The organism is Micromonospora sp. NPDC005291 (genome assembly GCF_040607415.1).
Classification (GTDB): domain Bacteria; phylum Actinomycetota; class Actinomycetes; order Mycobacteriales; family Micromonosporaceae; genus Micromonospora.
In genome coordinates, this window is the sequence record NZ_JBEXGR010000009.1 from 131,385 (window position 1) to 154,361 (window position 22,977).

Consider the following 22,977-nt stretch of genomic DNA (forward strand, 5'->3'; position numbering starts at 1 on the left):
GATTCGATGAGCGATCTGGGAGACGGCACCCGCTGCGTACGCGCCGGGCTGCCCGAGCCGGCACCGGGGGACCCGTTCCTGCCGGGGCCGGTCTTCGCCGCGCCGTACCACCTCGACCCGTGGGAGGGCCCGGCCGGATCGCCGAACGGCTACGGCCGCCCCGACAACCCGACCCGGCGGCTGCTGGAGGCGGCCGTGGGTGAGCTGGAGGGCGGTGACTGCCGCGTTTTCGCGACCGGCCAGGCCGCCATCACCGGGATGCTGCTGACCCTGCTGCGCCCCGGGGACACCGTGGTGCTGCCCAGCGACGGATACTTCCCGGTCCGGGCGTTCGCCACCGACGTGCTGGAGGCGCTCGGCGTTCAGGTGCTCTTCGTGCCGACCGTCGGACCGTACCCGTCGCTTGAGGGCGTCCGGCTGGTGCTGGTGGAGACGCCGGCCAACCCGGGCCTGGACGTGGTCGACGTGGCGGCCCTCGCCGAGAGGGCGCACGCCGCCGGTGCGCTGCTCGCGGTCGACAACACCACGGCCACTCCGCTCGGTCAGCGCCCGCTGGACCTCGGCGCCGACCTGGTGGTCGCCTCCGGCACGAAGGCGCTCACCGGCCACTCCGACCTGCTGCTGGGCTACCTGGCCAGCCGGTCCACCGAGCTGATCGCGGCGGTGACGACCTGGCGTACCACCACCGGGGCGGTCCCGGGCGCGTTCGACGCCTGGCTGGCGCACCGGTCGCTGGCCACCCTCGACCTGCGGCTGGCCCGGCAGAGCGCGAACGCCGCCGCCGTCGTCGAGCTGCTCGCCGGTCGACGGGACGTGACCGGTCTGCGCTGGCCGGGGCGGCCGGACGACCCCGCGTACCCGGTCGCGTCGGCGCAGATGCGCCGGATGCCCGGCGTGCTCTCGTTCGACCTCGGCGATGCCGACCGGGTGGCTCGCTTCATCGACGCCGCCCGGCTGGTGGCGGCGGCCACCTCCTTCGGTGGCCTCCACACGACCGCCGACAGGCGGGCGCAGTGGGGCGACGACACGGCCCCGGGCTTCGTCCGGCTCTCCTGCGGAGCGGAGGACACGGACGACCTGGTGGCCGACATCGCCGTCGCGTTGGACGCCGCCGGGCCGGTCTGAGTTAGGGTGTCGGCGGCCGCACCGGCGGCCCGACCGGAGGAGGTGAGTCCGATCCGCCAACAGACAGGACCGGCGCTTCCTCCCGTGTCCCTGCCGCGATAGCGGCCGCGGGAGCGCCGGCGAGCGTTCCCGGAGGATCCCCATGGCACCACCGTTCCCCACCGACCGTCCTGCCCTCGTGCACCGGCTGCGCATCGCCGGCTGCGTGTACGCCGAGGACGAGGCCGACCTGCTGCTGGCCGCAGCGGACACCCCGGCGGCGTTGGCCGACCTGGCCGACCGTCGGGTGGCCGGCGAACCGCTGGAGCACCTGCTCGGCTGGGCGGAGTTCTGCGGCCTGCGGATCGCCGTCGACGCGGGTGTCTTCGTCCCGCGTGCCCGGACCGCCCTGCTGGTCGAGGCCGCGGTCGTGGTGACCGGCCCGGCGCCGGCCGTGGTCGACCTCTGCTGCGGTTCCGGGGCCACCACGGTCGCGCTGGCACACCGGCTCGCGCCGCGCTGGCTGGCCGCCGCCGACATCGACCCGGCGGCCGTGGCGTGTGCGCGCCGCAACCTCGCCGGGCTGGACGCCGAGGTGTACGAGGGCGACCTCTTCGCGCCGCTGCCCCGGCAGTGGCGGGGTCGGCTGGACCTGGTGGTCGCGAACGCCCCGTACGTGCCGACCGACGCGGTGGCGCTGATGCCCGCCGAGGCGCGGCTGCACGAGGCACCGGTGGCGCTCGACGGCGGGCCGGACGGGCTCACCGTGCTGCGCCGGGTGGGTGTCGACGCGGCCCGCTGGCTGGCCCCCGGTGGACACCTGGTCGTCGAGGCCGGCGTCACTCAGGTGGACGCGCTCTGTGCCGCGTTCAGCGCGGCCGGGCTGGTGCCGACCGTGCGGCACGACGAGGACCTGGACGCCACCGCGGTGACCGCGTACCACCCCGGTTGACGCTGTCCGGGTGGCCGGGCATGGCGGGGGAGCGGGCTTGGCACTAGCCTCGGCTCACATCCACGACGGCGGGAGGCGGTTCTTGGTGGGCAGCGCAGGGGTGCCGGTGGTCGTCGGGCTGGACAACGGCGGCACCAGCAACAACGCCACCGTGCTGACGGTGGACGGCCGGTTCCTGGTGGACGGGCTGTTGGAGATCCCCAGCGAGGTGCGGTCCGGGCCGGAGGCGGCGATCGAGGCACTGGCCCAGGCGCTGGACGGTGCCCTGGCGCAGACCGGCGTGCCGCGCGAGCTGGTCCGGGCGGTCGGGCTGGACACGCCCGGCCCGGCCAGCGCCGACGGCGTCATCTCGTCGCGGGGCTCGACCAACTTCTCCCAGCCGGCCTGGCGGGGCTTCGACGTGCGGGGCGCACTGGAGCGGCGGCTCGGCCTGCCGGTGGTCTACCACAACGACGGCAACGCGGCCGCGCTCTACGCCCACCACGTCTACTTCGGCGCCGACGCGATGAACCGATCGTCGGTCTCCGCGATCGTCGGCACCGGCCTCGGCGGCGGTGTGGTCGAGAGCGGTCGGGTGATCGCCGGTGCCGCCGGAATGGCCGGGGAGCTTGGTCACGTGCACATCCCGCTGAGCGGGCTGCTCGGCCCGGGTCAGCCGGAGCCCACCTGCGCCTGCGGCTTCACCGGGGACGTCGAGAGCGTCGCCTCGCTGACCGGCATCGAGCGCAACCTGCTGCCGTACTGGCTGACCCGGCACCCCGACCACCCGCTCGCCGCCGAGCCGGTGGCCCGAGCGGCCAAGCTGGTTCGCGGGTACGGCGAGCGGGGCGACGCCCTCGCGCGGGACCTCTTCGCCCAGCAGGCGATGGCGTTGGGGCGGCTGTTCACCGTGGCGGCGAACTTCACCGACCCGCACGCCTACTTCGTCGGCGGTGGGGTGGTGGAGGCCGCACCGGAGTTCCGTGACTGGTTCCTGGCGACGGTCCGCGAGCACACCGTGCTCCGCGAGGAGCAGGCGGCGGTGGCGACCTTCGCGCTGGTGCCGGATCGGGACATGGCCGGTGCCCGGGGTGTGGCGATCGCCGCGCTGGAGGCGCTACGCGCCGTCCCGGAGCCCGGCCCACTGGTCGCCTGAGCCTGGTTCTGCCCCGCCCGGCCCCGGCCCGCCGCGCGTCCTGGTCGGTGGCGCGGCGGGCGGGTCAGTGGGGCGGTGTGTCCGGTCAGGTCAGCGGTACGAGGCCTGTTCCGGGGCGGGGTGGTGCCTGGGCGAAGGCGTTCCAGGCGGCCGGTGGGAACAGCAGGGCCGGGCCTGCCGGGTCCTTGGAGTCGCGGACGGCCACCAGCCGCGGGATCGCGGCCACCTCCACGCAGGCGCCCTGGTCGCCGCTGCGGCTGCTCTTGCGCCAGGCCGCCGCGGCCAAGGTCGCTGTGATCGTCGGTGTCATCGGTCCTACCGTCCCTTCAGGAGTGACAGGAGCTGCTTGCGGCTGTCGGCCGGGCTGAGCGCCACGCTGCGCAGATGCTCCATGATTTTGGTGCAGGTACGCGTCTCGCCGGCCCGGTCGAGGATCATCTGACCTGCGACGGTCTCCACCGAGGCGATGATCGGATCCTCCGGGTCGGCGAACTCGAGGATGTGCAGCGAACCCCGTGTGCCCCGGTGGTAGCCGGCGGAGAGCGGGATCACCTGGACGCTGATGTTCGGCAACTCGGCCATCTTCACCAGGTGGCGCAGTTGCCCGTCCATCGCCGACTGGTCGCCGACCGGGCGCAGCAGCGCGCCCTCGTCGATGATCGCGTCGAGGATGGGTGGGTTGTCGCCGGTGAGCCGCTGTTGCCGGTCGAGCCGGACCTTGACCCGCTGCTCCACCAGGTCGTCGCTGAGGGTGTGCGGCCCGCCGCGCATCACGCCACGGATGTAGTCGGCGGTCTGCAGCAGGCCGGGCACCACCGAGGGCTCGAAGTTGGCGATGGCTGTCGCCTCAGCCTCCAGCGCGATGAAGTCGATGGTGCGCGGGTCCAGCAGGTAGGAGTACGAGACCCACCAGCCCGGCTTGCGGGCGTCCTTGGCGAGTTGCACCGCTGCGGTCACCTCCTCGGCACCCACCCCGTACGACGTGAGCAGTGCGCGCACGGTGGCCGGGGTGATCAGGGTCTGGGCGTTCTCGTACCGGGAGAGGGTGCTGCGGGTGCTGTTGATCTCGTCTGCCGCGGTTTCCAGCGTCAGCCCGGCGGCTTCCCGGTGGTGGCGCAGGGCGATTCCGAGCCGGCGGGCACGGGCTGTCTTCGGGGCCATACATCGATGATCGCACACATCTGTGGGAACGTCTGCATGAGAGAACGTCGATGAGAGTTGCATTCACGGCTGTCCACGTGTCAATCTGTCATCGCGTCCTCACTGCCGGTTGTCGTGGCGACGGTGGCGGTGAGCGACCGGAGGGGATGGGGCACGCGGCGATCGGGTTTCTCCCCCGTACCCGATCGTCGCGTGCCGCCGCCATCTCGGCCCGCCGGAAGGAGACGACGTGCGAACCGGTCCGGAGCCCCCCGCCGTGCACCCGGACGGCCTTCGATGACCCGCTTCCTCGTGGTGCTCACCGACGTGCGACCCGTCGAGGGCATCGACCGCAACGAGCGGACCGTGCCGGAGCGGCGCAGGCAGGTGGTCGGCGCCAGCAGTCGAGAGGCCGCCGACCGGATCGCCGGAGCGTTCATGGCACTGGGCATGGTGCGGGCCGGCCGACAGCGGGTGAAGGTGATCGCGGTCGGCCGCCGGCACGCCCGGAGCTGAGCAGGCCCAGGTCACCGGTCTGCGGCGCGCGCAACAGTCCGATCACACACCGTATATCCCTGGTTGACCGATTGCCGTGTCGTGCCGTGGCTCGCCGGGTATCGCCTCGCCCTATCGCCACGCACAGTAAGGTCAACCGGGTGAGCGCCACCGGCGAGCACGACCAGCCGCAGTCGCGTACGAAGAGGTGACCCGGAGTGACCACCCCAGGCAAGACCCGCGTGGCGATCGTCTTCGGCGGACGCAGCCCGGAGCACGGCATCTCCTGCGTCAGCGCCGGCAGCGTGTTCGGAGCGCTCGACCCCGACGAGTTCGAGGTGGTGCCCGTCGGCATCACCCGGGCCGGCCAGTGGGTGCTGACCAGCGGAGATCCTGCCCAGCTCGCGATCAACGCCCGGCAGTTGCCGGAGATCACCGCCGACTCCGGCGACGACATCGTCCTGCGCGCCGACCCCACCGGCAACGGGCTGATGGTGCTCGACCCGACCGAGGGCCCCCGGGTGCTGGCCGACGTGGACGTGGTCTTCCCGGTGCTGCACGGCACGTACGGTGAGGACGGCACCATCCAGGGAATGCTGGAGATGGCCGGCATCCCCTACGTCGGGGCGAACGTGTTCGCCTCCGCCGCCGCCATGGACAAGGAGTTCACCAAGAAGCTCTGTGCCGTCGAGGGCATCCCGGTCGGTTCGTACGCGGTGCTGCGCAACGGGATGACGCTCAGCGAGCAGGACAAGGAGCGGCTCGGCCTGCCGGTCTTCGTCAAGCCGTCCCGGGCCGGGTCGTCGTTCGGCATCACCCGGGTCACCGACTGGGCGCAGCTGGACGCGGCGGTCGCCGCCGCCCGGCAGTTCGACCCGAAGGTCATCATCGAGGCCGCGATCGTCGGCCGCGAGATCGAGTGCGGCGTGCTGGAGGGCGAGGCCGGTGGCGCGCCCGAGGCGTCCGTGCTGGCCGAGGTGCGGGTCGTCGCCGACCATGACTTCTACGACTTCGAGGCGAAGTACCTCGACGACTCCTGCGAGTACGACATCCCGGCCAACCTTCCGGAGAAGGTGACCCGCCAGGTGCAGGAGTACGCGGTCCGCGCGTTCACGGCGCTCGACTGCGCCGGCCTGGCCCGGGCCGACTTCTTCGTCACCCCCGAGCTGGACGTCTACCTCAACGAGATCAACACGATGCCCGGGTTCACCCCGACGTCGATGTTCCCCCGGATGTGGGCGGCCTCCGGCCTGGAGTATCCGAAGCTGGTCAACCGGCTGATCCGTACCGCCCAGCGGCGCGGCGTCGGCCTGCACTGAGCCACCCGGTCCCGCCCGCGTACGTCAGCTGGCGCGGGGCCGACTCAGCGCTGGCAGCCGGACGGGATGTCGCCGCCGGAGGGCACGGTCGCCACGATCGTGCTGGAGATCGTCGGCACCCACTGCAACGGCTGCTCGTACGAGCGCGGGACGCGCACCGTGATCAGCGTCTCCCGGTCGACCGTGGTGAGCACGGCCGTGTCGGCCTCCTCGGTCAGATGCCAGCAGACCCGGTTGACCGTCCAGACCTCGTCGGTGGTGGGGAACGCCTGCTCGGTGCCGCCGCAGGCCACGGTGAGCGCGGGGTCGCCAAACGCGGCGTTCTGCTCCGGGCCGGTGGTGACCGGCCGCTGGGCCAGGTCGCGGATGCTCGCCGGCAGCTGCGAGAGCAGGGCTCGGCAGACCGTGGCCGGGCGGGCGGCCAGCGCAGGGGCGGCCATCTCCACCGGGGCGGTGGACTGCACCCGGGCGGTGGTCGCGGAAGGAGTCGGCGCGGCGGCCGGCGCGTCCGGGGTGAGCTTGGTGAAGGCCAGCACGGCCACCAGCAGCGTGATCGGTAGCGCGATCAACGTGGCCAGCAGGGCGGCGCCGCGAATGGTCCGGTCCCGGCCGGCCGGCGCGTCGGCGACCGGGTCGGCCGGCTCGCGGATACCGTCAGCCGGCTCGCGCGTCCCGTCGGCCGGGTCGCCCGCCCCGTCGTCGTCCAGAGCCGCGGAGGAGGTCGTCATCTCGTCCACTTACAGCCGCACCACCGAACACGTGAGGGTGCGGGTGATGCCGGGCACCATCTGCACCTTGCTGACGATGAGTTTGCCGAGCTCGTCGACGGTGTTCGCCTCGGTGAGGACCACCACGTCGTACGGCCCGGTAACGGCGTCGACACGTACCACGCCGGCGATGTCCGCGATGAGACCCGCCACGTCACGCGCGCGGCCCACCTCGGTCTGGATGAGGATGTACGCCTGTACCACGACTCGACCTCCGTCCGTCGCCGCCCGCGAGCGGCCCGAAGGGTGAAAGTACCTTACGGACCAGGTCTGATCTCTATCGGTCGTCAAGGAGCAGCGGTGAGCGAGCACGGCAGAGCCGGGCAACACGGGCGGAATGCCGGCGCCGGCGCCAGTGTGTCCGGGATCGGGGAGTTCGGGCTGATCGGGAAGATCACCGCCCGACTGTCGTACGGACCGACGACCCTGCTCGGCCCGGGAGACGACGCCGCGGTGGTGGCCGCGCCGGACGGCCGGGTGGCGGCCTCCACCGACGTGCTGGTCGACGGGCGGCACTTTCGGCGGGACTGGTCCTCGGCCCGCGACGTCGGGCACCGGGCGGCGGCGGCCAACCTGGCGGACATCGCGGCGATGGGTGCCACGCCGACCGCCCTGCTGGTCGCCCTCTGCATGCCCGCCGACCTGGATACCAGCTGGGCGGAGGAGTTGGCCGACGGGCTGGCCGCCGAGGCGGCGACGGTCGGCGCGAGTGTCGTCGGCGGGGACATGTCGGCCAGCCCCACCCTGACCGTCGCGGTCACCGCGCTGGGCGACCTGGAGGGCCGCCCGCCCGTGCTGCGTTCGGGTGCCCGTCCCGGGGACGTGCTCGCGCTCGCCGGGCGCACCGGGCACGCGGGAGCCGGGCTGACGGTGCTCACCAGGGGCTTCCGCACCCCTCGGCTGCTGGTCGAGGCGTACCGGCGGCCGCAGGTGCCGTACCAGGCCGGTCCGCAGGCCGCCCGGCTCGGCGCCACCTCGATGATCGACATATCGGACGGGCTGCTCGCCGATCTGGGGCACGTGTCGACGGCAAGCGGGGTGGCGATCGACGTACGCCGGAACGCGTTCGAGGTGCCTCGGCAGATGGCCGACGCCGCGCAGGCACTCGGCGTCGACCCGTACACCTGGATCCTCGCCGGTGGCGACGACCACGCGCTGGCCGCGACCTTCCCCCCGGCGGTGGCGTTGCCGCCGGAATGGCGGCCGATCGGCCTGGTCACGGACGGTGCCGGGGTGACGGTCAACGGCGCCCCCTACGACGGCCCGGCCGGCTGGGACCATTTCCGGTGAGGCCCGGCGCCCGCCGTACCCTGGATACTGTGAGTGAGATCGAGATCCGAGTGGTGCGGTTCGACGCACCGGTGGCGCAGCAGTTGATCCGCGCCGCACTGGCCGACCTCGGTGTCCGCTACGGCGGCTCCGGCGACGACACCCCGGTGGACGCGACCGAGTTCGAGCCGCCCGATGGCGAGTTCCTCGTCGCCTATCTGGCCGGCGAGGCGGTCGGCTGCGGTGGCTGGCGCAGCCACGGCGCGGACACCGCGGAGCTGAAGCGGATGTTCACGGCTCCGGCGGCGCGTGGGCGGGGTGTGGCCCGCACGGTGCTGGCGGCCGTCGAGCGCTCGGCCCGCGAACATGGCCGCAAGCGGGTGGTCCTGGAGTGCGGCGACAAGCAGCCCGAGGCGATCGCGATGTACAGCTCCGCCGGCTACGAGCGGATTCCGAATTTCGGCTTCTACAAGGACGAGGAGGGCTGCGTCTCCTTCGGCCGCACCCTCTGACCTGCGGTTTCGGCCGCCTTCAGCCGGGCACGGCGTGCCGCGCGGACACGACAGAGCCGGCGGACCTCAGGGTCCGCCGGCTGAGCCGTACGAGAAGGTGGGTGCTACCGCGTCAGGCGCGGGTGACCTTGCCGGCCTTGATGCACGAGGTGCAGACCTGCAACTTCTTGGTGTTGCCGCCACCGGCCGGGGTACGCACCGTCTGGATGTTCGGGTTCCAGCGGCGGTTGGTCCGCCGGTGCGAGTGGGACACGTTGTGGCCGAAGCCCGGTCCCTTGCCACAGACGTCGCACACGCTAGCCACGGGATACTCCTGGGATTGATACGTTCATGGGGTCGCCGGCAGGTGCTGGCCGGGCAACCTGGTCAGGTTACCCGATGACTCGCCGACCCGGCCAACTGGCCCGGTCCGGCGGTTGCCCGTGCTCCGGCTCGCGCCTGGTCGTGGGCCCGTCCGCCCGACGGTGGGCCGGCCCGGCGGCAAGGGTACCGGAGGCACCCGTGCGCGCCGCGCTCACCGCCGGACCGGGGGGCGAGGAGGACACGCCGGACGAGTCCGACGGGTGTCGGTGCGCGCCAGTAGGCTTCTGGCCGTGCTGGACACCCTCGACGCCGCCGCAGTGCGCCGCTGGTGCGCGAGCGGCTTGGTCGCGCTGAAGCGCCACCAGGGCGAGATCGACCAGCTCAACGTCTATCCGGTGCCCGACGGTGACACCGGCACCAACCTGGTGCTCACCCTCACATCGGCCCAGCAGGCCCTCGCGATGGATCTGGACACCCTCCCCGACAGTGGGCCCACCGCGCACGGGCACGCGCTTCGGCTGATGGCCCAGGGCGCGCTGCTCGGCGCGCGGGGCAACTCGGGGGTGATCCTCTCGCAGATCCTGCGGGGTTTCGCCGACGAGGTCGCCGTGGTGCCGGCGGTGCACGGCCGGGAGTTGGCCGCCGCGCTGCGGTCCGGCGCCGCCGCCGCGTACACGGCGGTCGCCCGGCCGGTGGAGGGCACCCTGCTGACCGTGGTCGCGGCGGCCGCCGCCGCAGCCGAACGGGCGGACAGCGACGACCTGCCGGCGGTGGCCCGCGTCGCGGCCCGGGCGGCGGCCGAGGCGCTCGCCCGGACCCCGGAGCAGCTGCCGGCGCTGGCCCGCGCGGGCGTGGTCGACGCGGGCGGCCGGGGGTTCTGCGTGCTGCTCGACGCTCTGGTCGAGGTGCTCACCGGGGAGAGCACCGCCGGGCCCGCGCCAGCCCCGCGCTCCGCCCGTCCGGCGGCCACCGTCGCACGGGAGACCGGTTCCAACGAGTACGCGTACGAGGTGCAGTTCCTGCTCGACGCCCGGGCCGAGGCGGTCACCGGGATGCGGCGGGCACTGGACGCCCTGGGGGATTCGCTGGTCGTCGTCGGCGACGGGCGTGAGCCGGAGGGCACCTGGAACGTCCACGTCCACGTCAACGATGTGGGCGCGGCGGTCGAGGCGGGCGTCGCCGCCGGCCGCCCGTACCGGATCTCGGTGACCCGCTTCGCCGATCAGCCGGAGCCGCCCCCCAGCCCGGTGGTGGACGGCCGGGCGGCGGTGGTGGTGGCCACCGGCGGTGGCATCGCCGAGTTGTTCGCCGCGGAGGGGGCCACCGTGGTGCCGGGCAACCCGTCCACGGGTGAGTTGCTGGATGCCATCCGCAGCACGGGCGCGGCCTGGGTGGTGGTGCTGCCCAACGACGCCAACACGGAGGCGGTGGCGAGCACGGCGGCCCGCGAGGCCCATCGGTACGGCATCAAGGTGAGCGTGGTGCCGACCCGCTCGCCCGTGCAGGCGCTGGCCGCCCTCGCGGTCCGAGACGGCGACCGCCGCTTCGAGGACGACGTGATCGCGATGGCCGAGGCGGCCGGTGCCTGCCGTTACGCAGAGGTCTGCCATGCCAGCCGGGAGGCGCTGACCGTCGCCGGCCCGTGCCGTCCGGGCGACGTGCTGGCGCTGGTCGAGGGGGAGGTGCACCTGATCGGCATCGACCTCACCGACACCTGCGCCGCTGTGGTCGACCGGATGCTCGGCGGCGGTGGCGAGATGGTCACCCTGCTGGCCGGCGCGGACGCTCCGGCCGGGCTCACCGAGGCCGTCCGCGCGCACGTCGCGAGGCGCTGGCCGTTCGTCGAGGTGCACGCGTACCCGGGCGGTCAGCCGTTTTATCCGCTCCTGGTAGGGATCGAATGAGCGAACCAGCCACGGTGGACACTCCGCTGAAGAAACTGGTCGGGGACAAGACGGCCAAGGCGCTCGCCTCGCACCTCGATCTGCACACCGCGGGTGACCTGGTCTACCACTTCCCGCGTCGCTACGACGAGCGCGGCGAGCACACCGACATCCGTTCGCTGGACGTCGGCGAGCAGGTCACCGTGCTGGCCCAGGTGCAGCGCACCGCGGTGCGCCCGATGCGTCAGCGGCGGGGCAACCTGCTGGAGGTGACCGTCGGCGACGGCTCCGGCGGGGTGTTGACGTTGACCTTCTTCGGCAACCAGGCGTGGCGTGAGCGGGAGCTGCGCCCCGGCCGGTGGGGGCTGTTCGCCGGGAAGGTCACCGAGTTCCGGGGAAAACGTCAGCTCAACGGCCCGGAGTACGTCCTGCTCGGCGAGGGTGGCGAGGGCGAGGCGGCGGTCAGCGACGAGATCGAGGAGTTCGCCGGCGCGCTGATCCCGGTCTACCCGGCCGCTGCGGCCGTGCCGACCTGGGTGATCGCGCGCTGCGTGCGGGTCGTGCTGGACACCTTCACCCCGCCGGAGGATCCGGTGCCGGCCAGCGTGCGGGCCAGTCGCAAGCTCGTGGAGCTGGGCACCGCCCTGAAGGAGATCCACCGGCCGTCCAGCAAGGAGGACCTCTACCGGGCGCGGCACCGGCTCAAGTGGGACGAGGCTTTCGCCGTCCAGTTGACTCTGGTGCAGCGCAAGCATCGGGCGGCCGACTGGCCGGCCCAGCCCCGCCCGGCGCGCCCAGGCGGGCTGCTGGATGCCTTCGACGCCCGACTTCCGTACGAGCTGACGGCCGGCCAGCGCGACGTCGGCGTGGAGATCGCCGCGGATCTGGCCGCCCCGCACCCCATGCACCGGTTGTTGCAGGGTGAGGTGGGCTCGGGCAAGACGGTGGTGGCGTTGCGGGCGATGCTCCAGGTGGTCGACGCGGGCGGGCAGGCGGCGCTGCTGGCGCCCACCGAAGTGCTGGCCGCCCAGCACTACCGCGGCATGCTCGACCTGCTCGGGCCGCTCGGGCGGGCCGGCGAGCTTGGTTCCGCCGAGCACGCCACCCGGGTCGAGTTGGTCACCGGCTCGCTGGGCGCGGCGGCCCGTCGGCGGGCGCTCGGCGAGGTGGCCAGCGGCGCCGCCGGCATCGTGCTCGGCACCCACGCCCTGCTCTACGAAGGGGTCGACTTCGCCGATCTCGGCCTGGTGGTGGTCGACGAGCAGCATCGCTTCGGCGTGGAGCAGCGCGACGCTCTGCGGGCCAAGGCCGACCAGCCGCCGCACGTGCTGGTGATGACGGCCACCCCGATCCCGCGCACGGTGGCGATGACCGTCTACGGCGACCTGGAGGTCTCCACCCTCTCCCAGCTGCCCCGAGGTCGATCGCCGATCGCCTCGCACGTGGTGCCGGCCGCCGAGAAGCCGGCCTATCTGGACCGGGCCTGGCGTCGGCTGCGCGAGGAGGTCACCGCCGGCCACCAGGCGTACGTGGTCTGTCCACGAATCGGTGATGGTCCGGCGTCGGAGGAGGAACCGCCGCCGGTGGACGACAACGGTCGTCGTCCGCCGCTGGCGGTGACCGAGGTGGCCCCGCTGCTGGCCGAGGGGCCGCTGCACGGCCTGCGGATCGGGGTGCTGCACGGTCGCCTGCCGGCCGACGAGAAGGACGCGGTGATGCGCTCGTTCGCCGCCGGTGACCTGGATGTGCTGGTGGCGACCACGGTGATCGAGGTCGGCGTGGACGTGCCGAACGCGACCGTGATGATCGTGCTGGACGCCGACCGGTTCGGCGTCTCCCAACTGCACCAGCTCCGTGGCCGGGTCGGCCGGGGCTCCGCCGCCGGGCTCTGCCTGCTGGTCAGCGAAGCGGCCGAGGGGTCCTCGGCGCGGGAGCGGCTGGACGCGGTGGCGTCCACGAGCGACGGCTTCAAGCTCGCCGAACTGGATCTGGAGCAGCGCCGCGAGGGTGATGTGCTGGGTGCCACCCAGTCCGGGCACCGCTCGCACCTGCGGCTGCTGTCCCTGAGACGCGACGCCGACCTGATCCGCGACGCCCGCGCCGAGGCGATCACCCTGGTCGAGGACGACCCGGAGCTGACCCGTAATCCAGCGCTGGCCGCCTCGGTAGCCGCGCTGGTGGACGAGGACCGCGCGGAGTACCTGGAAAAGGGCTGAGCCCGGGTTCGTCCTTGATCAGTTGATGAAAAGTAGGTGCCAGAACCAGTTCTGACCTACTTTTCATCAACTGATCATTTCAGGACCACGAGTCCCGTTCTCGGTTTTCGGTGCAATGGCTGAGGGCGCGCCGACCGGATGGTCGACGCGCCCTCAGTTGTCAGAGCGGGTTGTCTCAGGCGGTGAAGCGCACCCGACGACGACGGGCCACCACGAACAGGGCAGCACCGGCCGCGAGCAGCAGAGCGGCACCGGCGATGATGCCGCCGGTGGCAGCACCGGTCAGCGGCAGGGCCGGCTCGTCCTTACCGCCACCCTGGCCCGGGTTGCAGGTGGCCGGCTTCTCCCAGGCGATCGGGCTGGTGTCGTCGAGGCCGTCGGCGGCCGGCGTCACGGTCAGACCCTCGAACGCCTCGAACTCGACGATCTCGGTCTTGCCCGGCTCAACGGTCCGCTTCTGTGCCTCGCCCTTGTTCGGGGTCAGGGTCACCTCGAAGGCCTTGCCGTCCTCCGGGTTGGCGAAGCCGAAGACCAGCTTGTCGCAGGTGGACTCGTAGCCCGCCTGGGGCTCACCGGGCTCGACGCAGTCCTCGGGGGTCGCCCAGGTGTAGGGCTTGCCGACCGCCTCGTCGCCCTCGCTGACGGTGATCTCGCCGGCCTTGGCCGGCACAACGATGTCGCTCTTGCTGCCGCCCGGCTTGACGGTGTAGGTCTCCGAGAAGCCCTTGGCCTTCACGGTGAGCTTGGCGTCGGTCGTGGCGTCAGCACCGTTGGCGAGCGTCACCGTGACGGCACCCTCGCAGTCCGAGGCGAAGCTGGCGGTGGGGATGGTGACCGCCGGCGGAGTGGTCGGCGGGGTGGTCGGCGGGGTGGTCGGGGTGGGGGTCGGGCTGGCCGGCGGCTGCGACGGCTCAGGCGACGGGCTGGTCGGCGGCTCGTCCTTGGCGCAGGTGCCCTCGAACGTCACCTTCGCCTTGCGGGCGTCCTTCTCGAAGTAGCGGTCGTTCCACTTGGCCTTCACCGCGAGGGTGGCCTGGGTCGCCGAGCCGGGCACCCGCTGCACACCGGTGAGCGGCTTGTTCACGTCGTGCGGGTAGTTGTCGCCTTCGGTCACCTGGATGCCGGTCACCGTGGTGTCGGCGGGCGTGAGCTCGACGCTGTGCAGCTTGTAGCTGGTGGAGGAGTAGTGGTAGACGCTCTGGACCGTCCAGCTCACGACCCATTCGCCGGTGGTCGTGTCGCAGACAGCCTGGCCGGCGGTGTCGGTGTAGTGGGCGCTCGCGGGGGTGGCGACGGCACCGACGCCGGCGATGCCGATCAGCGCGCCCGCGGCGATGGCCGCGAGGCGCCGGAACGGAGACTTGGGAGGGTTCACGCCTGCTCCTGGTGAGGGGGGTACGGATCGCGTGGCGGGAGGCCGGGAGACATCGCGACCGGGGGGCCGCCTGCTCACCGGGGCGTCGCGCGACGCGGTGGTGTTCCCGCGGCGAAGCGGGGACAGGGGGTGACTGTACTGATGGGTGGTAAATGAGGGGCGTTCAGATCATTGCCAATCGGCAATGTAATAGATTCGTGATCTTTGATTTACGGAAGGTGTCAGTCTGATCACGGGGGATGGTTCGTCTTCGCATGCTCCACGGTGGATTTCATGCCATCGGGGCTGCTCACGCACTCGTCGGACCTGGTGGCGGCATGCACCCGACGGGATTGCCCGGCGCCCCGCCCGAGGGTGAGCAGAGCCACCGCGCCACCGCCGGCCGGCAGGCTCCGCGGATACCCGCCGTGGTGACCGGGCCCGCTCCCCATCGCGTAGCGTCGCGGGCATGAGCAGGAGGAGACGGTGACCCGGATCGTGGCCGGGACGCTCGGCGGCCGGCGGATCGCCGCGCCTCCCGGCGCCGGTACGCGACCTACCTCCGACCGGGTGCGCGAGGCGCTGTTCAGCGCCGTCCAGGCCGAGGTCGACCTTGACGGCGCCCGCTTCGCCGACCTGTACGCCGGTTCCGGCGCGGTCGGCCTGGAGGCGCTCTCCCGGGGTGCCCGGCACGTGTTGCTTGTCGAGTCCGACCCGCGGGCGGCCCGGGTGATCCGGGAGAACGTGGCGACCCTGCGGGCCGGGCCCGCCGTCCGCCTGGTCACCGGCAAGGTGGCGACCGTGCTGGCTGCCGGCCCGGACGGTGGGCCGTACGACGTGGTCTTCGCCGACCCGCCCTACGCCGTGCCGGACGCGGAGATCACCTCGCTGCTGACGACGCTGGTCGACGGTGGCTGGCTGGCCCCCGACGCGCTGGTGGTGGTGGAGCGGTCCAGCCGCACCAGGCAGTTCGACTGGGTGGACGGGATCACCCCGGAGCGCAGTCGTCGTTACGGCGAGACCACCCTTTGGTACGGTCGCCGATCATGAGACGTGCGGTGTGCCCCGGTTCGTTCGACCCGGTCACCAACGGACACCTCGACATCATCGGACGGGCCAGTCGGCTCTTCGACGAGGTGATCGTCGGCGTGCTGGTCAACCAGTCGAAGAGTGGCCTGTTCACCGTCGAGGAGCGGATCGACATGCTCCGCGAGGTGACCTCCTCGTACGGGAACGTGCGGGTCGAGTCGTTCCGAGGGCTGTTGGTGGACTTCTGCCGGGCACAGCAGGCGAGTGTGCTGATCAAGGGCCTGCGGGCGGTCAGCGACTTCGACTACGAGCTTCAGATGGCGCAGATGAACATCGGGCTGGCCGGCGTCGAGACGCTCTTCATGCCGACCAACCCGCTCTATTCGTTCCTTTCTTCGAGCCTGGTCAAGGACGTGGCCAAGTGGGGCGGCGACATCTCCGCCCACGTGCCCGACCCGGTCCGCGAAGCCCTCCAGGCTCGCCTCCGCCCCTGACGCGCCTCTCTCCCGCGATCGTGCACCTCCGGGCGCCTGGTCGCCCCTTTTGCGGTCGTTCGCCCCAGCAGCAGGTACAAGGTCGGCGCGGGGTGACGATGTCGCGACGCGCCGGGTTGGGGCGGATGGGGCGGGTGTGGGGCGGGCACGACATGATTGGTGGCGCGGGGAACGGCCGTAGCCCGCATCATGGAGGTCGGCCGACGAACGACAGGAGTGAGGTACCGGTGGACCCGCTCGATCGCATCGACGAACTGATCGCCATGGTGGAGCAGGCCCGCTCCGTCCCGATGTCGCGCAACAACTGCATGGTCGACCGGGGTGAGATGATCGCGGTCCTCGACGAGATGCGCGCCGATCTCCCCGCCGACCTGCGTCGCGCCGCCGCGCTCCTGGAGGAGCGCGACAAGATCATGGAAGCCGGCAAGCGCGAGGCGGACCGGATCATCAGCGAGGGTGAGGCGGAACACGCCCGCCTGGTCTCGGTGAACGAGATCACCGTGTCGGCCGAGCACGAGGGTGCCCGGATCATCGGTGAGGCGCGGGCTGAGGCGCAGCGCCTGCGTGAGGAGGTCGACGACTACGTCGACACCGCGCTGGCCAACTTCGAGCAGTTCCTCACCAGGGCGCTGGCCTCGATAGAGCGTGGCCGGGACAAGATGCACGCACTGCGGGAGATAGGTACCTTCGCTGGGGATGAGGCGGAACGCCCGCTACCCTTCTGAGCGGCACCTCACCAGCCGACATTCTCGGGCGGGCGTCGCCCCCGGTTCGACGATCCGGCAGTCGCCCAGGTAACCTTTTTTGTCGGCCTCTCACCGGCCGGAGTCTAACTATGCCCAAACACTCGCCATCGACACTCAACCCCAGGTCGCCGCTGGTCCTCGACACGAGGGACCTCCCGCGCCGACCTGGCGCGTTGCGTGAGGTCCAGCGGGTCGTGCCGGCACCGGTGGACCTCGGTGTGGAGTTGATCAGCGTGCCGGAGGGCGCGGACCTCAACCTCGATCTGAGGTTGCAGTCGGTGTCCGAGGGCGTGCTCGTCTCCGGGACCATCACCGGTCCCGTCCGGGGCGAGTGCGGCCGTTGCCTGCGCGAGATCGACGACTCGATGGGCGTGACGATCCAGGAGCTGTACGCGTACGAGGACAGCACCACGGACGTCACGACCGACGAGGACGAGGTGGGCCGGATGCAGGGCGATCTGATCGACCTGGAGCCGGCACTGCGGGACGCGTTGGTGCTCACGCTGCCGACCAACCCGCTCTGCCGGGAGGACTGCCCAGGGTTGTGCCCCGAATGCGGGACGCACTGGGACGATCTGCCGGCCGACCACAGTCACCAGCAGATCGACCCGCGTTGGGTTGGCCTGTCGCAACTGACCGTTACAGAGGAGTAAGAACCGTGGCCGTCCCGAAGCGCAAGATGTCGCGCAGCAACACCCGGTCCCGCCGGGCGAACTGGAAGGCGACCGTGGTCGCGACCGTCGCGTGCCCGCAGTGCAAGTCCCCGAAGCTGCCGCACGCCGCCTGCTCCGTCTGCGGCACCTACAACGGCCGCCAGGTTCTCGAGGTCTGACCTGGACGCCGAGTGACGCCCCCGACCCCGGGTCGGGCGGCACGCGCACCCTGGCATTCGCCCGGTGCCCCGGCTTCCTCCGACGCCGACCGGCCCACTCCGGCTGGCGTTCCGGTGGAGCCGGGCACCGCGCGGATCGCCGTTGACCTCCTCGGCGGGGACGACGCTCCCGCCGTCGTGGTTGACGGCGCTCTGCGGGCCATGCGCGCCGACCCTGACCTGCATCTGCTTCTCGTCGGCCCGACCGAGGTCGCCGACGAGCTGATCGCTGCCCTCGATCCGGCGCAACGCGCCCGGATCACGGTGCGGCCCGTCCGCGATGTCGTCGGCATGGCCGACCACCCCAGCGCCGCCCGCGCGGAGAGCACCGTCCGGGCAGCGGTCACCGCCGTCCGCGACGGGACCGCCGACGCCCTGGTCTCCGCCGGCGCCACCGGTGCCACCGTCACCGCGGCCGTACTCGGCCTCGGCCGCTGGCCGGAGATCCGCCAACCCGCCCTGGTCGCCACCCTGCCCGCCGTAGCCGGACCGGTCGTCCTGCTCGACGTCGGCGGCTCCCTGGAGCCTCGCCCGGCCACCCTCGCCCGCCACGCCGTGCTCGGCGCCGCGTACGCCGCGGTGGCGCACTCGATCGCCGCGCCGCGGGTCGGGTTGCTCTCGGTCGGCACCGAGGCGGGCAAGGGCGACCGGGTCCGCCGGGCCACCGACTCATTGCTCGCTGTCGAGCCGCTGCCCGGCGGGGCGCGCTACGTCGGCCTGGTCGAGGGGTACGACGTGACCCTCGGCGCACGCGCCGATGTGGTCGTCACCGACGGCTTCACCGGTAACGTACTGCTCAAGGTCATCGAGGGCGCGTACGCGATGGCCGGCGGCCCACCTGCCGAAGGCGGCGCGCCCCGCGCGGCCGCCCTGCTGGGCGTCGCGGGGACGGTGGTCGTCTGCCACGGTTCCGCTCGCGCCGCCGACGTCGCCTCCGGCCTAGCCCTCGCCGCCCACCTGTGGCGGCGGCGCGCCACCGATCTGGTCTCCGCGTTGCTCGACGGCGACGCCGCGACGGACCGCACCGACCGCTCCACCGACACCGAGGTACGCACATCATGAGCAACGACAAGCGGCGGCGGGCGTCCGTCGGTCACCTGGAAGCCGCGTTCGGCGTGAGCCTGGAACCCGAGCTGCTGCAGCGGGCGCTGACCCACCGCTCGTACGCGTACGAAAACGGCGGGTTGCCGACCAACGAGAGGCTGGAGTTCCTCGGCGACTCGGTGCTCGGTGTGGTGATCACCACTGCGCTCTTCCACAACCATCCGGACCTGCCCGAGGGGCAGTTGGCCAAGCTGCGCGCCAGCGTGGTCAACATGCGGGCGCTCGCCGACGTGGCCCGTGGCCTGGGCCCGGACGGCCTCGGTGCGTACCTGCTGCTCGGCAAGGGCGAGGAGACCACCGGTGGCCGGGACAAGGCGAGCATCCTGGCCGACACGCTGGAGGCGCTGCTCGGCGCGATCTACCTCCAGTACGGGTTGGACACCACGGGGATCGTCATCCACCGGCTCTTCGACCCGCTGATGGCCGAGTCGGCTGGTCGGGGCGCCGCACTGGACTGGAAGACCAGCCTGCAGGAGCTGACGGCGGCGCTCGGGCTCGGCGTTCCGGAGTACCGGATCGAGGGCACCGGCCCGGACCATCTCAAGACGTTCACCGCCTGGGTGGTGGTGTCCGGCAACCGGTACGGCGGCGCCGAGGGTCGCAGCAAGAAGGAGGCCGAGCAGCGGGCCGCCGAGGCCGCCTGGCGGGCGCTCGCCGAGCACAACGGCCAGAACGGCGACGACGGGCGGACCAGCGACGATCGCCAGGACCAGCCGACTGACCGGCACGACTCGGCCGACCAGGATGAGCCGTTCGGGCCGCTGGAGCGCGCCGAGCGGGCGGCCCAGGCGGAGCAGGCCGACCACCTGGCGCAGGCCATGCCGGCCGGGGGTGCCGAGGGCCACGAGACGGGGTTGCGGCGTGCCTGAGCTGCCCGAGGTGGAGACCGTCCGGCAGGGGTTGGCCCAGTGGGTCATCGGCCGCCGGATCGCCTCGGTTGAGGTCCGCCACCCGCGCGCGGTCCGCCGGCACGTCCCGGGCGGCGTGCACTTCGCCGACGTACTCGCCGGCCGGACCGTGCTCGACGTCCGCCGTCGCGGCAAGTACCTGTGGCTGCCGCTGGACAGCGGCGACGCGATCATCGGACACCTCGGGATGTCCGGTCAGTTGCTGCTCCAGCCACCCGGCACCACGGACGAGACCCATCTGCGGGTCCGGTTCCGGTTCGCCGACGACGGACCGGAGCTGCGCTTCGTCGACCAGCGCACGTTCGGCGGGCTCTCGGTGAGCGAGGGCGGCGCGGAGCTGCCCGATGAGATCGCGCACATCGCCCGCGACCCGATGGACCCGGATTTCTCCGATGCGGCGTTCGTCGCCGCGCTGCGCCGCCGGCACACCGAGGTGAAGCGGGCCCTGCTCGACCAGACCCTCATCTCCGGCGTGGGCAACATCTACGCCGACGAGGCGCTCTGGCGCGCCGGGCTGCACGGCGGTCGACCCACCGACGCCCTGACCGGCCCGGCCGCGCTGCGCCTGCTCGGCCACGTCCGCGACGTGCTCGCCGAGGCGATCACAGTGGGCGGCACCAGCTTCGACGCCCTCTACGTCAACGTCAACGGCGAGAGCGGCTACTTCGACCGCGCGCTCAACGTCTACGGCCGGGAGAGCGAGCCGTGTCGGCGGTGTGGGGCGCCGATCCGCCGCGAGGCGTTCATGAATCGGTCCTCGTACAGCTGCCCGCACTGCCAGCCACGGCCCCGGGGTTCCCTTCGGGGATGACCCGGAGCCGGCTCGGGGGCGGTGCCGGCGGGTCGCGGCCGGCCGCTCCGGGCTGGACCCCGGCGTACGCCCGGATCGCGGGGTTGATGCCCGTCGAACGACCTCCGTCCACCGTGTAGCGATTCCGGGGTGGGCCCGGGTCGATCCCCGATGTGACCGCACCGTCACGCACCTAGCGTCAGCACCGTTGACAGGGGGTTGACGTGGCAGGGGGACGCGAGATGGGGACAAGACCGGTGACGGTGCGGCTGGCGCGTTGGAGCGCCGAGCACCCGTGGCGGGCGATCGCGCTGTGGGCCGTGTTCGTGGCGGTGTGCTTTGTCGGCGGCAACGCCGCGGGCCTCAACGAGGCCACCAGCGGCGATCAGGCGATCGGCGAGGCGGGGCGGGCCAGCCTGATCGTGGATGCCGGAGACTTCGACGACCCGGCCGTGGACAACGTGCTGATCAGCTCTCGGGGCGGTGCGCTGGACCAGGCGGCGGCGAAGGCGGCGGCCGACGACGCGGCGGCCCGGCTGCGTACGGTCACCGGAGTCGCCGAGGTGGGCCAGCCGGTCACCTCCCGGGACGGCTCGGCGCTGCTGCTGCCGATCACCATGTCCGGCGACCCGGAAACCGCCTCGGACCGGGTGCAGCCGTTGCGCGACGCCACCGCCACAGTGCAGGCCGCGCACCCGCAGTTGCGCGTCGAGCAGGTCGGCGGACCGTCGATCGGCCAGGCCCTCGACGACACCCTGGGCAAGGACTTCAAGCGCGCCGAGCTGCTCAGCCTGCCGGTCACCCTGGCCATCCTGATCATCGCTTTCGGCGCGCTGATCGCGGCCAGCGTGCCGGTGCTGCTGGCGCTCTCCTCGGTCGCTGCCGCGATGGGTCTGTCCACCCTCGCCTCGCACCTGGTGCCGGCCACCGACACCACGGCCCCGGTGATCCTGCTGATCGGCATGGCGGTCGGGGTCGACTACTCGCTGTTCTACATCCGTCGGGAGCGAGAGGAACGGGCCAAGGGCCGATCTGGCCTCGATGCGGTGGAGATCGCCGCGGAGACCTCCGGACACGCCGTGGTGGTCTCCGGCTTCGCGGTGATCATTTCGATGGCCGGGCTGCTGCTCGCTGGCGACGCGGTCTTCTCGTCCCTCGCGGTCGGCTCGATCCTCGTGGTCGCCGTCGCGGTGACCGGATCGCTGACCGTGCTGCCCGCCCTGCTGGCCAAGCTCGGCCGCTGGGTCGACCGCCCCCGGGTGCCGCTGCTCTGGCGGCTGACCGCGCCGCGCACCGGCCGACACGACGGCCCGCGCCCGCCCCGGCTCTGGCCAGCGGTGCTCCGGCCCGCGCTGCGCGCCCCGGTGGTGACGCTCGTCATCTCGGTCGGGCTGCTGCTCGCGCTGGCCGCGCCGGCGCTCGGCATGAAGCTGAAGTTCCCCGGCATGGAGGACCTGCCGCGCACCACGCCGGCCATGCAGGCGTACGACCGGCTCACCGCCGCCTTCCCGAGCACCGGCACGAACCACGTGGTGGCCGTCGAGGCGCCCGCCGAGCAGGCCGACCGGGTCCGCGCCGCCCTCACCGACCTGTCCACCCGGGCCGCTGGCGATCCGCTGTTCGCCCCGGTCGAGGCGGACGGCCCGAAGATCGAGGTGTCGGCCGACCGGCGGGTGTCGGTGCTGGACGTCGCCACCCCGTACGCCAGTCGGGACGACCGGTCGGTGCAGTCGCTGGAGAAGCTGCGCGGAGACCTGGTCCCGGCCGAGCTGCGGGGCATCCCCGGCATCGAGTACGCGGTCGGCGGCAGCGTGGCCGACAGTGAGGACTACGCGTCTCACATCCGGGACAAGTTGCCGCTGGTGATGGGCTTCGTGCTGGTGCTGACCTTCCTGGTCATGGTGTTCACCTTCCGCTCGGTGGTGATCGCGGCAAGCTCGATCGTGCTGAACCTGCTCTCCGCCGGTGCCGCGTACGGGCTGCTGGTGCTGGTCTTCCAGGGTGACTGGGCGGCCGGGCCGCTCGGCTTCACCTCGATGGGTGCGATCGTGTCCTGGCTGCCGCTGTTCCTCTTCGTGGTGCTCTTCGGCCTGTCGATGGACTACCACGTCTTCGTGGTCAGTCGGATCCGTGAGGGGATCCGGGCCGGCATGCCCAACCGCGACGCCGTGTCGTACGGGATCACCTCGTCGGCCGGGGTGGTGACCAGTGCGGCGATCGTGATGGTCGGGGTCTTCTCGATCTTCGCGACGCTGAGCACGATCGACATGAAGCAGCTCGGCATCGGTCTGGCAGCGGCGATCCTGTTGGATGCCACGATCATCCGGGGAGTGGTGCTGCCGGCGCTGATGACCCTGCTCGGCGACGCCAACTGGTGGGCCCCGCGCTTCCTGCGGCAGCGCCCGGCGCCCGCGCCCACCGAACCGCCGGCCCCCGCCCCGGAACTGGTGTCGGTGCCCTAACCCAAGCGCCCCGCAGCCCCGCCCGCCCCGCCCCGCCCCGCCCGCCCCGCCGCGCCCGCCGCGCCCCGCGTCGATCTAGGGAGAATCGTTGCTAGTGGATCTCCGTCCACGGTGATTTTCCCTA

The 22,977-nt window shown here is 72.3% G+C and carries 24 protein-coding genes; 18 read left to right on the forward strand and 6 right to left on the reverse strand.

The window, feature by feature from the left end:
• Window positions 1–6: 6 nt before the first annotated feature.
• The 3 genes from ABZT18_RS15260 (at window position 7) to ABZT18_RS15270 (ending at window position 3,191) form a co-directional block, all read left to right on the forward strand.
• Window positions 7–1,125 carry a cystathionine gamma-lyase gene (locus tag ABZT18_RS15260; RefSeq protein WP_354997465.1) on the forward strand — a complete coding sequence of 373 codons (1,119 nt, stop codon included), beginning with the start codon at window positions 7–9 and terminating at the stop codon, window positions 1,123–1,125.
• A gap of 142 nt (window positions 1,126–1,267) precedes the next feature.
• Window positions 1,268–2,056 carry a putative protein N(5)-glutamine methyltransferase gene (locus tag ABZT18_RS15265; protein ID WP_354997466.1) on the forward strand — a complete coding sequence of 263 codons (789 nt, stop codon included), beginning with the start codon at window positions 1,268–1,270 and terminating at the stop codon, window positions 2,054–2,056.
• Between the two features lie 85 nt (window positions 2,057–2,141).
• Complete coding sequence (locus tag ABZT18_RS15270; protein WP_354997467.1) at window positions 2,142–3,191, forward strand: ROK family protein; 1,050 nt, start codon at window positions 2,142–2,144, stop codon at window positions 3,189–3,191.
• 85 nt (window positions 3,192–3,276) lie between these two features.
• Here ABZT18_RS15270 and ABZT18_RS15275 read toward each other — a convergent pair whose 3' ends face one another.
• On the reverse strand, window positions 3,277–3,501 hold the full coding sequence (locus tag ABZT18_RS15275) for a DUF397 domain-containing protein (RefSeq protein ID WP_354997468.1): 225 nt from the start codon (window positions 3,499–3,501) through the stop codon (window positions 3,277–3,279).
• 5 nt (window positions 3,502–3,506) lie between these two features.
• Window positions 3,507–4,352, reverse strand: coding sequence for a helix-turn-helix transcriptional regulator (locus ABZT18_RS15280; RefSeq protein WP_354997469.1), 846 nt, complete (start codon window positions 4,350–4,352; stop codon window positions 3,507–3,509).
• Window positions 4,353–4,628: 276 nt separating this feature from the next.
• Between ABZT18_RS15280 and ABZT18_RS15285 the strand changes: the two genes are divergently transcribed.
• Window positions 4,629–4,847, forward strand: coding sequence for a hypothetical protein (locus ABZT18_RS15285; RefSeq protein WP_354997470.1), 219 nt, complete (start codon window positions 4,629–4,631; stop codon window positions 4,845–4,847).
• Window positions 4,848–5,044: 197 nt separating this feature from the next.
• Window positions 5,045–6,145, forward strand: a complete 1,101-nt coding sequence (locus ABZT18_RS15290) for a D-alanine--D-alanine ligase family protein (RefSeq protein ID WP_354997471.1) — start codon at window positions 5,045–5,047, stop codon at window positions 6,143–6,145.
• Between the two features lie 44 nt (window positions 6,146–6,189).
• On the opposite strand, the gene ABZT18_RS15295 is transcribed toward ABZT18_RS15290, so the two are convergent.
• Both ABZT18_RS15295 and ABZT18_RS15300 read right to left on the reverse strand, forming a co-directional pair.
• The gene (locus ABZT18_RS15295; RefSeq protein ID WP_354997472.1) at window positions 6,190–6,873 is read right to left on the reverse strand and encodes a DUF3515 family protein; all 684 of its coding nucleotides are present in this window, start codon (window positions 6,871–6,873) and stop codon (window positions 6,190–6,192) included.
• A 9-nt stretch (window positions 6,874–6,882) separates the two neighbouring features.
• On the reverse strand, window positions 6,883–7,116 hold the full coding sequence (locus ABZT18_RS15300) for an Lrp/AsnC ligand binding domain-containing protein (protein WP_007456453.1): 234 nt from the start codon (window positions 7,114–7,116) through the stop codon (window positions 6,883–6,885).
• 96 nt (window positions 7,117–7,212) lie between these two features.
• Between ABZT18_RS15300 and ABZT18_RS15305 the strand changes: the two genes are divergently transcribed.
• Window positions 7,213–8,202 carry a thiamine-phosphate kinase gene (locus ABZT18_RS15305; protein ID WP_354997473.1) on the forward strand — a complete coding sequence of 330 codons (990 nt, stop codon included), beginning with the start codon at window positions 7,213–7,215 and terminating at the stop codon, window positions 8,200–8,202.
• 29 nt (window positions 8,203–8,231) lie between these two features.
• Window positions 8,232–8,693, forward strand: a complete 462-nt coding sequence (locus ABZT18_RS15310) for a GNAT family N-acetyltransferase (protein WP_354997474.1) — start codon at window positions 8,232–8,234, stop codon at window positions 8,691–8,693.
• 112 nt (window positions 8,694–8,805) lie between these two features.
• Here ABZT18_RS15310 and rpmB read toward each other — a convergent pair whose 3' ends face one another.
• Complete coding sequence (rpmB, locus tag ABZT18_RS15315) at window positions 8,806–8,997, reverse strand: 50S ribosomal protein L28 (protein ID WP_354997475.1); 192 nt, start codon at window positions 8,995–8,997, stop codon at window positions 8,806–8,808.
• Between the two features lie 289 nt (window positions 8,998–9,286).
• Here rpmB and ABZT18_RS15320 point away from each other — a divergent pair, with 289 nt between their 5' ends.
• Together ABZT18_RS15320 and recG are read left to right on the forward strand one after the other, a co-directional pair.
• A complete protein-coding gene (locus ABZT18_RS15320) occupies window positions 9,287–10,900 on the forward strand; it encodes a DAK2 domain-containing protein (RefSeq protein ID WP_354997476.1) in 1,614 nt (537 codons plus the stop codon).
• The gene (gene recG, locus ABZT18_RS15325) at window positions 10,897–13,095 is read left to right on the forward strand and encodes an ATP-dependent DNA helicase RecG (RefSeq protein ID WP_354997477.1); all 2,199 of its coding nucleotides are present in this window, start codon (window positions 10,897–10,899) and stop codon (window positions 13,093–13,095) included. The genes ABZT18_RS15320 and recG overlap by 4 nt, the downstream gene beginning before the upstream one ends.
• Before the next feature lie 175 nt (window positions 13,096–13,270).
• Here the strand turns inward: recG and ABZT18_RS15330 are convergent, their stop codons facing one another.
• Window positions 13,271–14,470: an LPXTG cell wall anchor domain-containing protein gene (locus ABZT18_RS15330; protein WP_354997478.1), complete on the reverse strand. Its 1,200-nt coding sequence runs from the start codon at window positions 14,468–14,470 to the stop codon at window positions 13,271–13,273.
• Window positions 14,471–14,935: 465 nt separating this feature from the next.
• Here ABZT18_RS15330 and rsmD point away from each other — a divergent pair, with 465 nt between their 5' ends.
• The 9 genes from rsmD (at window position 14,936) to ABZT18_RS15375 (ending at window position 22,853) form a co-directional block, all read left to right on the forward strand.
• Window positions 14,936–15,499 (forward strand): 16S rRNA (guanine(966)-N(2))-methyltransferase RsmD, encoded by a 564-nt coding sequence (rsmD, locus tag ABZT18_RS15335; protein ID WP_354997479.1) that lies wholly within the window; start codon window positions 14,936–14,938, stop codon window positions 15,497–15,499.
• Window positions 15,496–15,972 carry a pantetheine-phosphate adenylyltransferase gene (gene coaD, locus ABZT18_RS15340; RefSeq protein WP_354997480.1) on the forward strand — a complete coding sequence of 159 codons (477 nt, stop codon included), beginning with the start codon at window positions 15,496–15,498 and terminating at the stop codon, window positions 15,970–15,972. The genes rsmD and coaD overlap by 4 nt, the downstream gene beginning before the upstream one ends.
• Before the next feature lie 227 nt (window positions 15,973–16,199).
• On the forward strand, window positions 16,200–16,697 hold the full coding sequence (locus ABZT18_RS15345; RefSeq protein ID WP_354997481.1) for a hypothetical protein: 498 nt from the start codon (window positions 16,200–16,202) through the stop codon (window positions 16,695–16,697).
• A gap of 110 nt (window positions 16,698–16,807) precedes the next feature.
• Window positions 16,808–17,371: a YceD family protein gene (locus ABZT18_RS15350; RefSeq protein WP_354997482.1), complete on the forward strand. Its 564-nt coding sequence runs from the start codon at window positions 16,808–16,810 to the stop codon at window positions 17,369–17,371.
• A 5-nt stretch (window positions 17,372–17,376) separates the two neighbouring features.
• Window positions 17,377–17,550 carry a 50S ribosomal protein L32 gene (gene rpmF, locus ABZT18_RS15355; protein ID WP_030335284.1) on the forward strand — a complete coding sequence of 58 codons (174 nt, stop codon included), beginning with the start codon at window positions 17,377–17,379 and terminating at the stop codon, window positions 17,548–17,550.
• A gap of 114 nt (window positions 17,551–17,664) precedes the next feature.
• On the forward strand, window positions 17,665–18,651 hold the full coding sequence (locus tag ABZT18_RS15360) for a phosphate acyltransferase PlsX (RefSeq protein ID WP_354997505.1): 987 nt from the start codon (window positions 17,665–17,667) through the stop codon (window positions 18,649–18,651).
• Complete coding sequence (rnc, locus tag ABZT18_RS15365) at window positions 18,648–19,562, forward strand: ribonuclease III (RefSeq protein WP_354997483.1); 915 nt, start codon at window positions 18,648–18,650, stop codon at window positions 19,560–19,562. Before ABZT18_RS15360 ends, rnc begins: the two co-directional genes overlap by 4 nt.
• Window positions 19,555–20,412: a bifunctional DNA-formamidopyrimidine glycosylase/DNA-(apurinic or apyrimidinic site) lyase gene (mutM, locus tag ABZT18_RS15370; RefSeq protein ID WP_354997484.1), complete on the forward strand. Its 858-nt coding sequence runs from the start codon at window positions 19,555–19,557 to the stop codon at window positions 20,410–20,412. The genes rnc and mutM overlap by 8 nt, the downstream gene beginning before the upstream one ends.
• 221 nt (window positions 20,413–20,633) lie before the next feature.
• On the forward strand, window positions 20,634–22,853 hold the full coding sequence (locus tag ABZT18_RS15375; protein WP_354997485.1) for an MMPL family transporter: 2,220 nt from the start codon (window positions 20,634–20,636) through the stop codon (window positions 22,851–22,853).
• The last annotated feature ends 124 nt before the right edge of the window (window positions 22,854–22,977 follow it).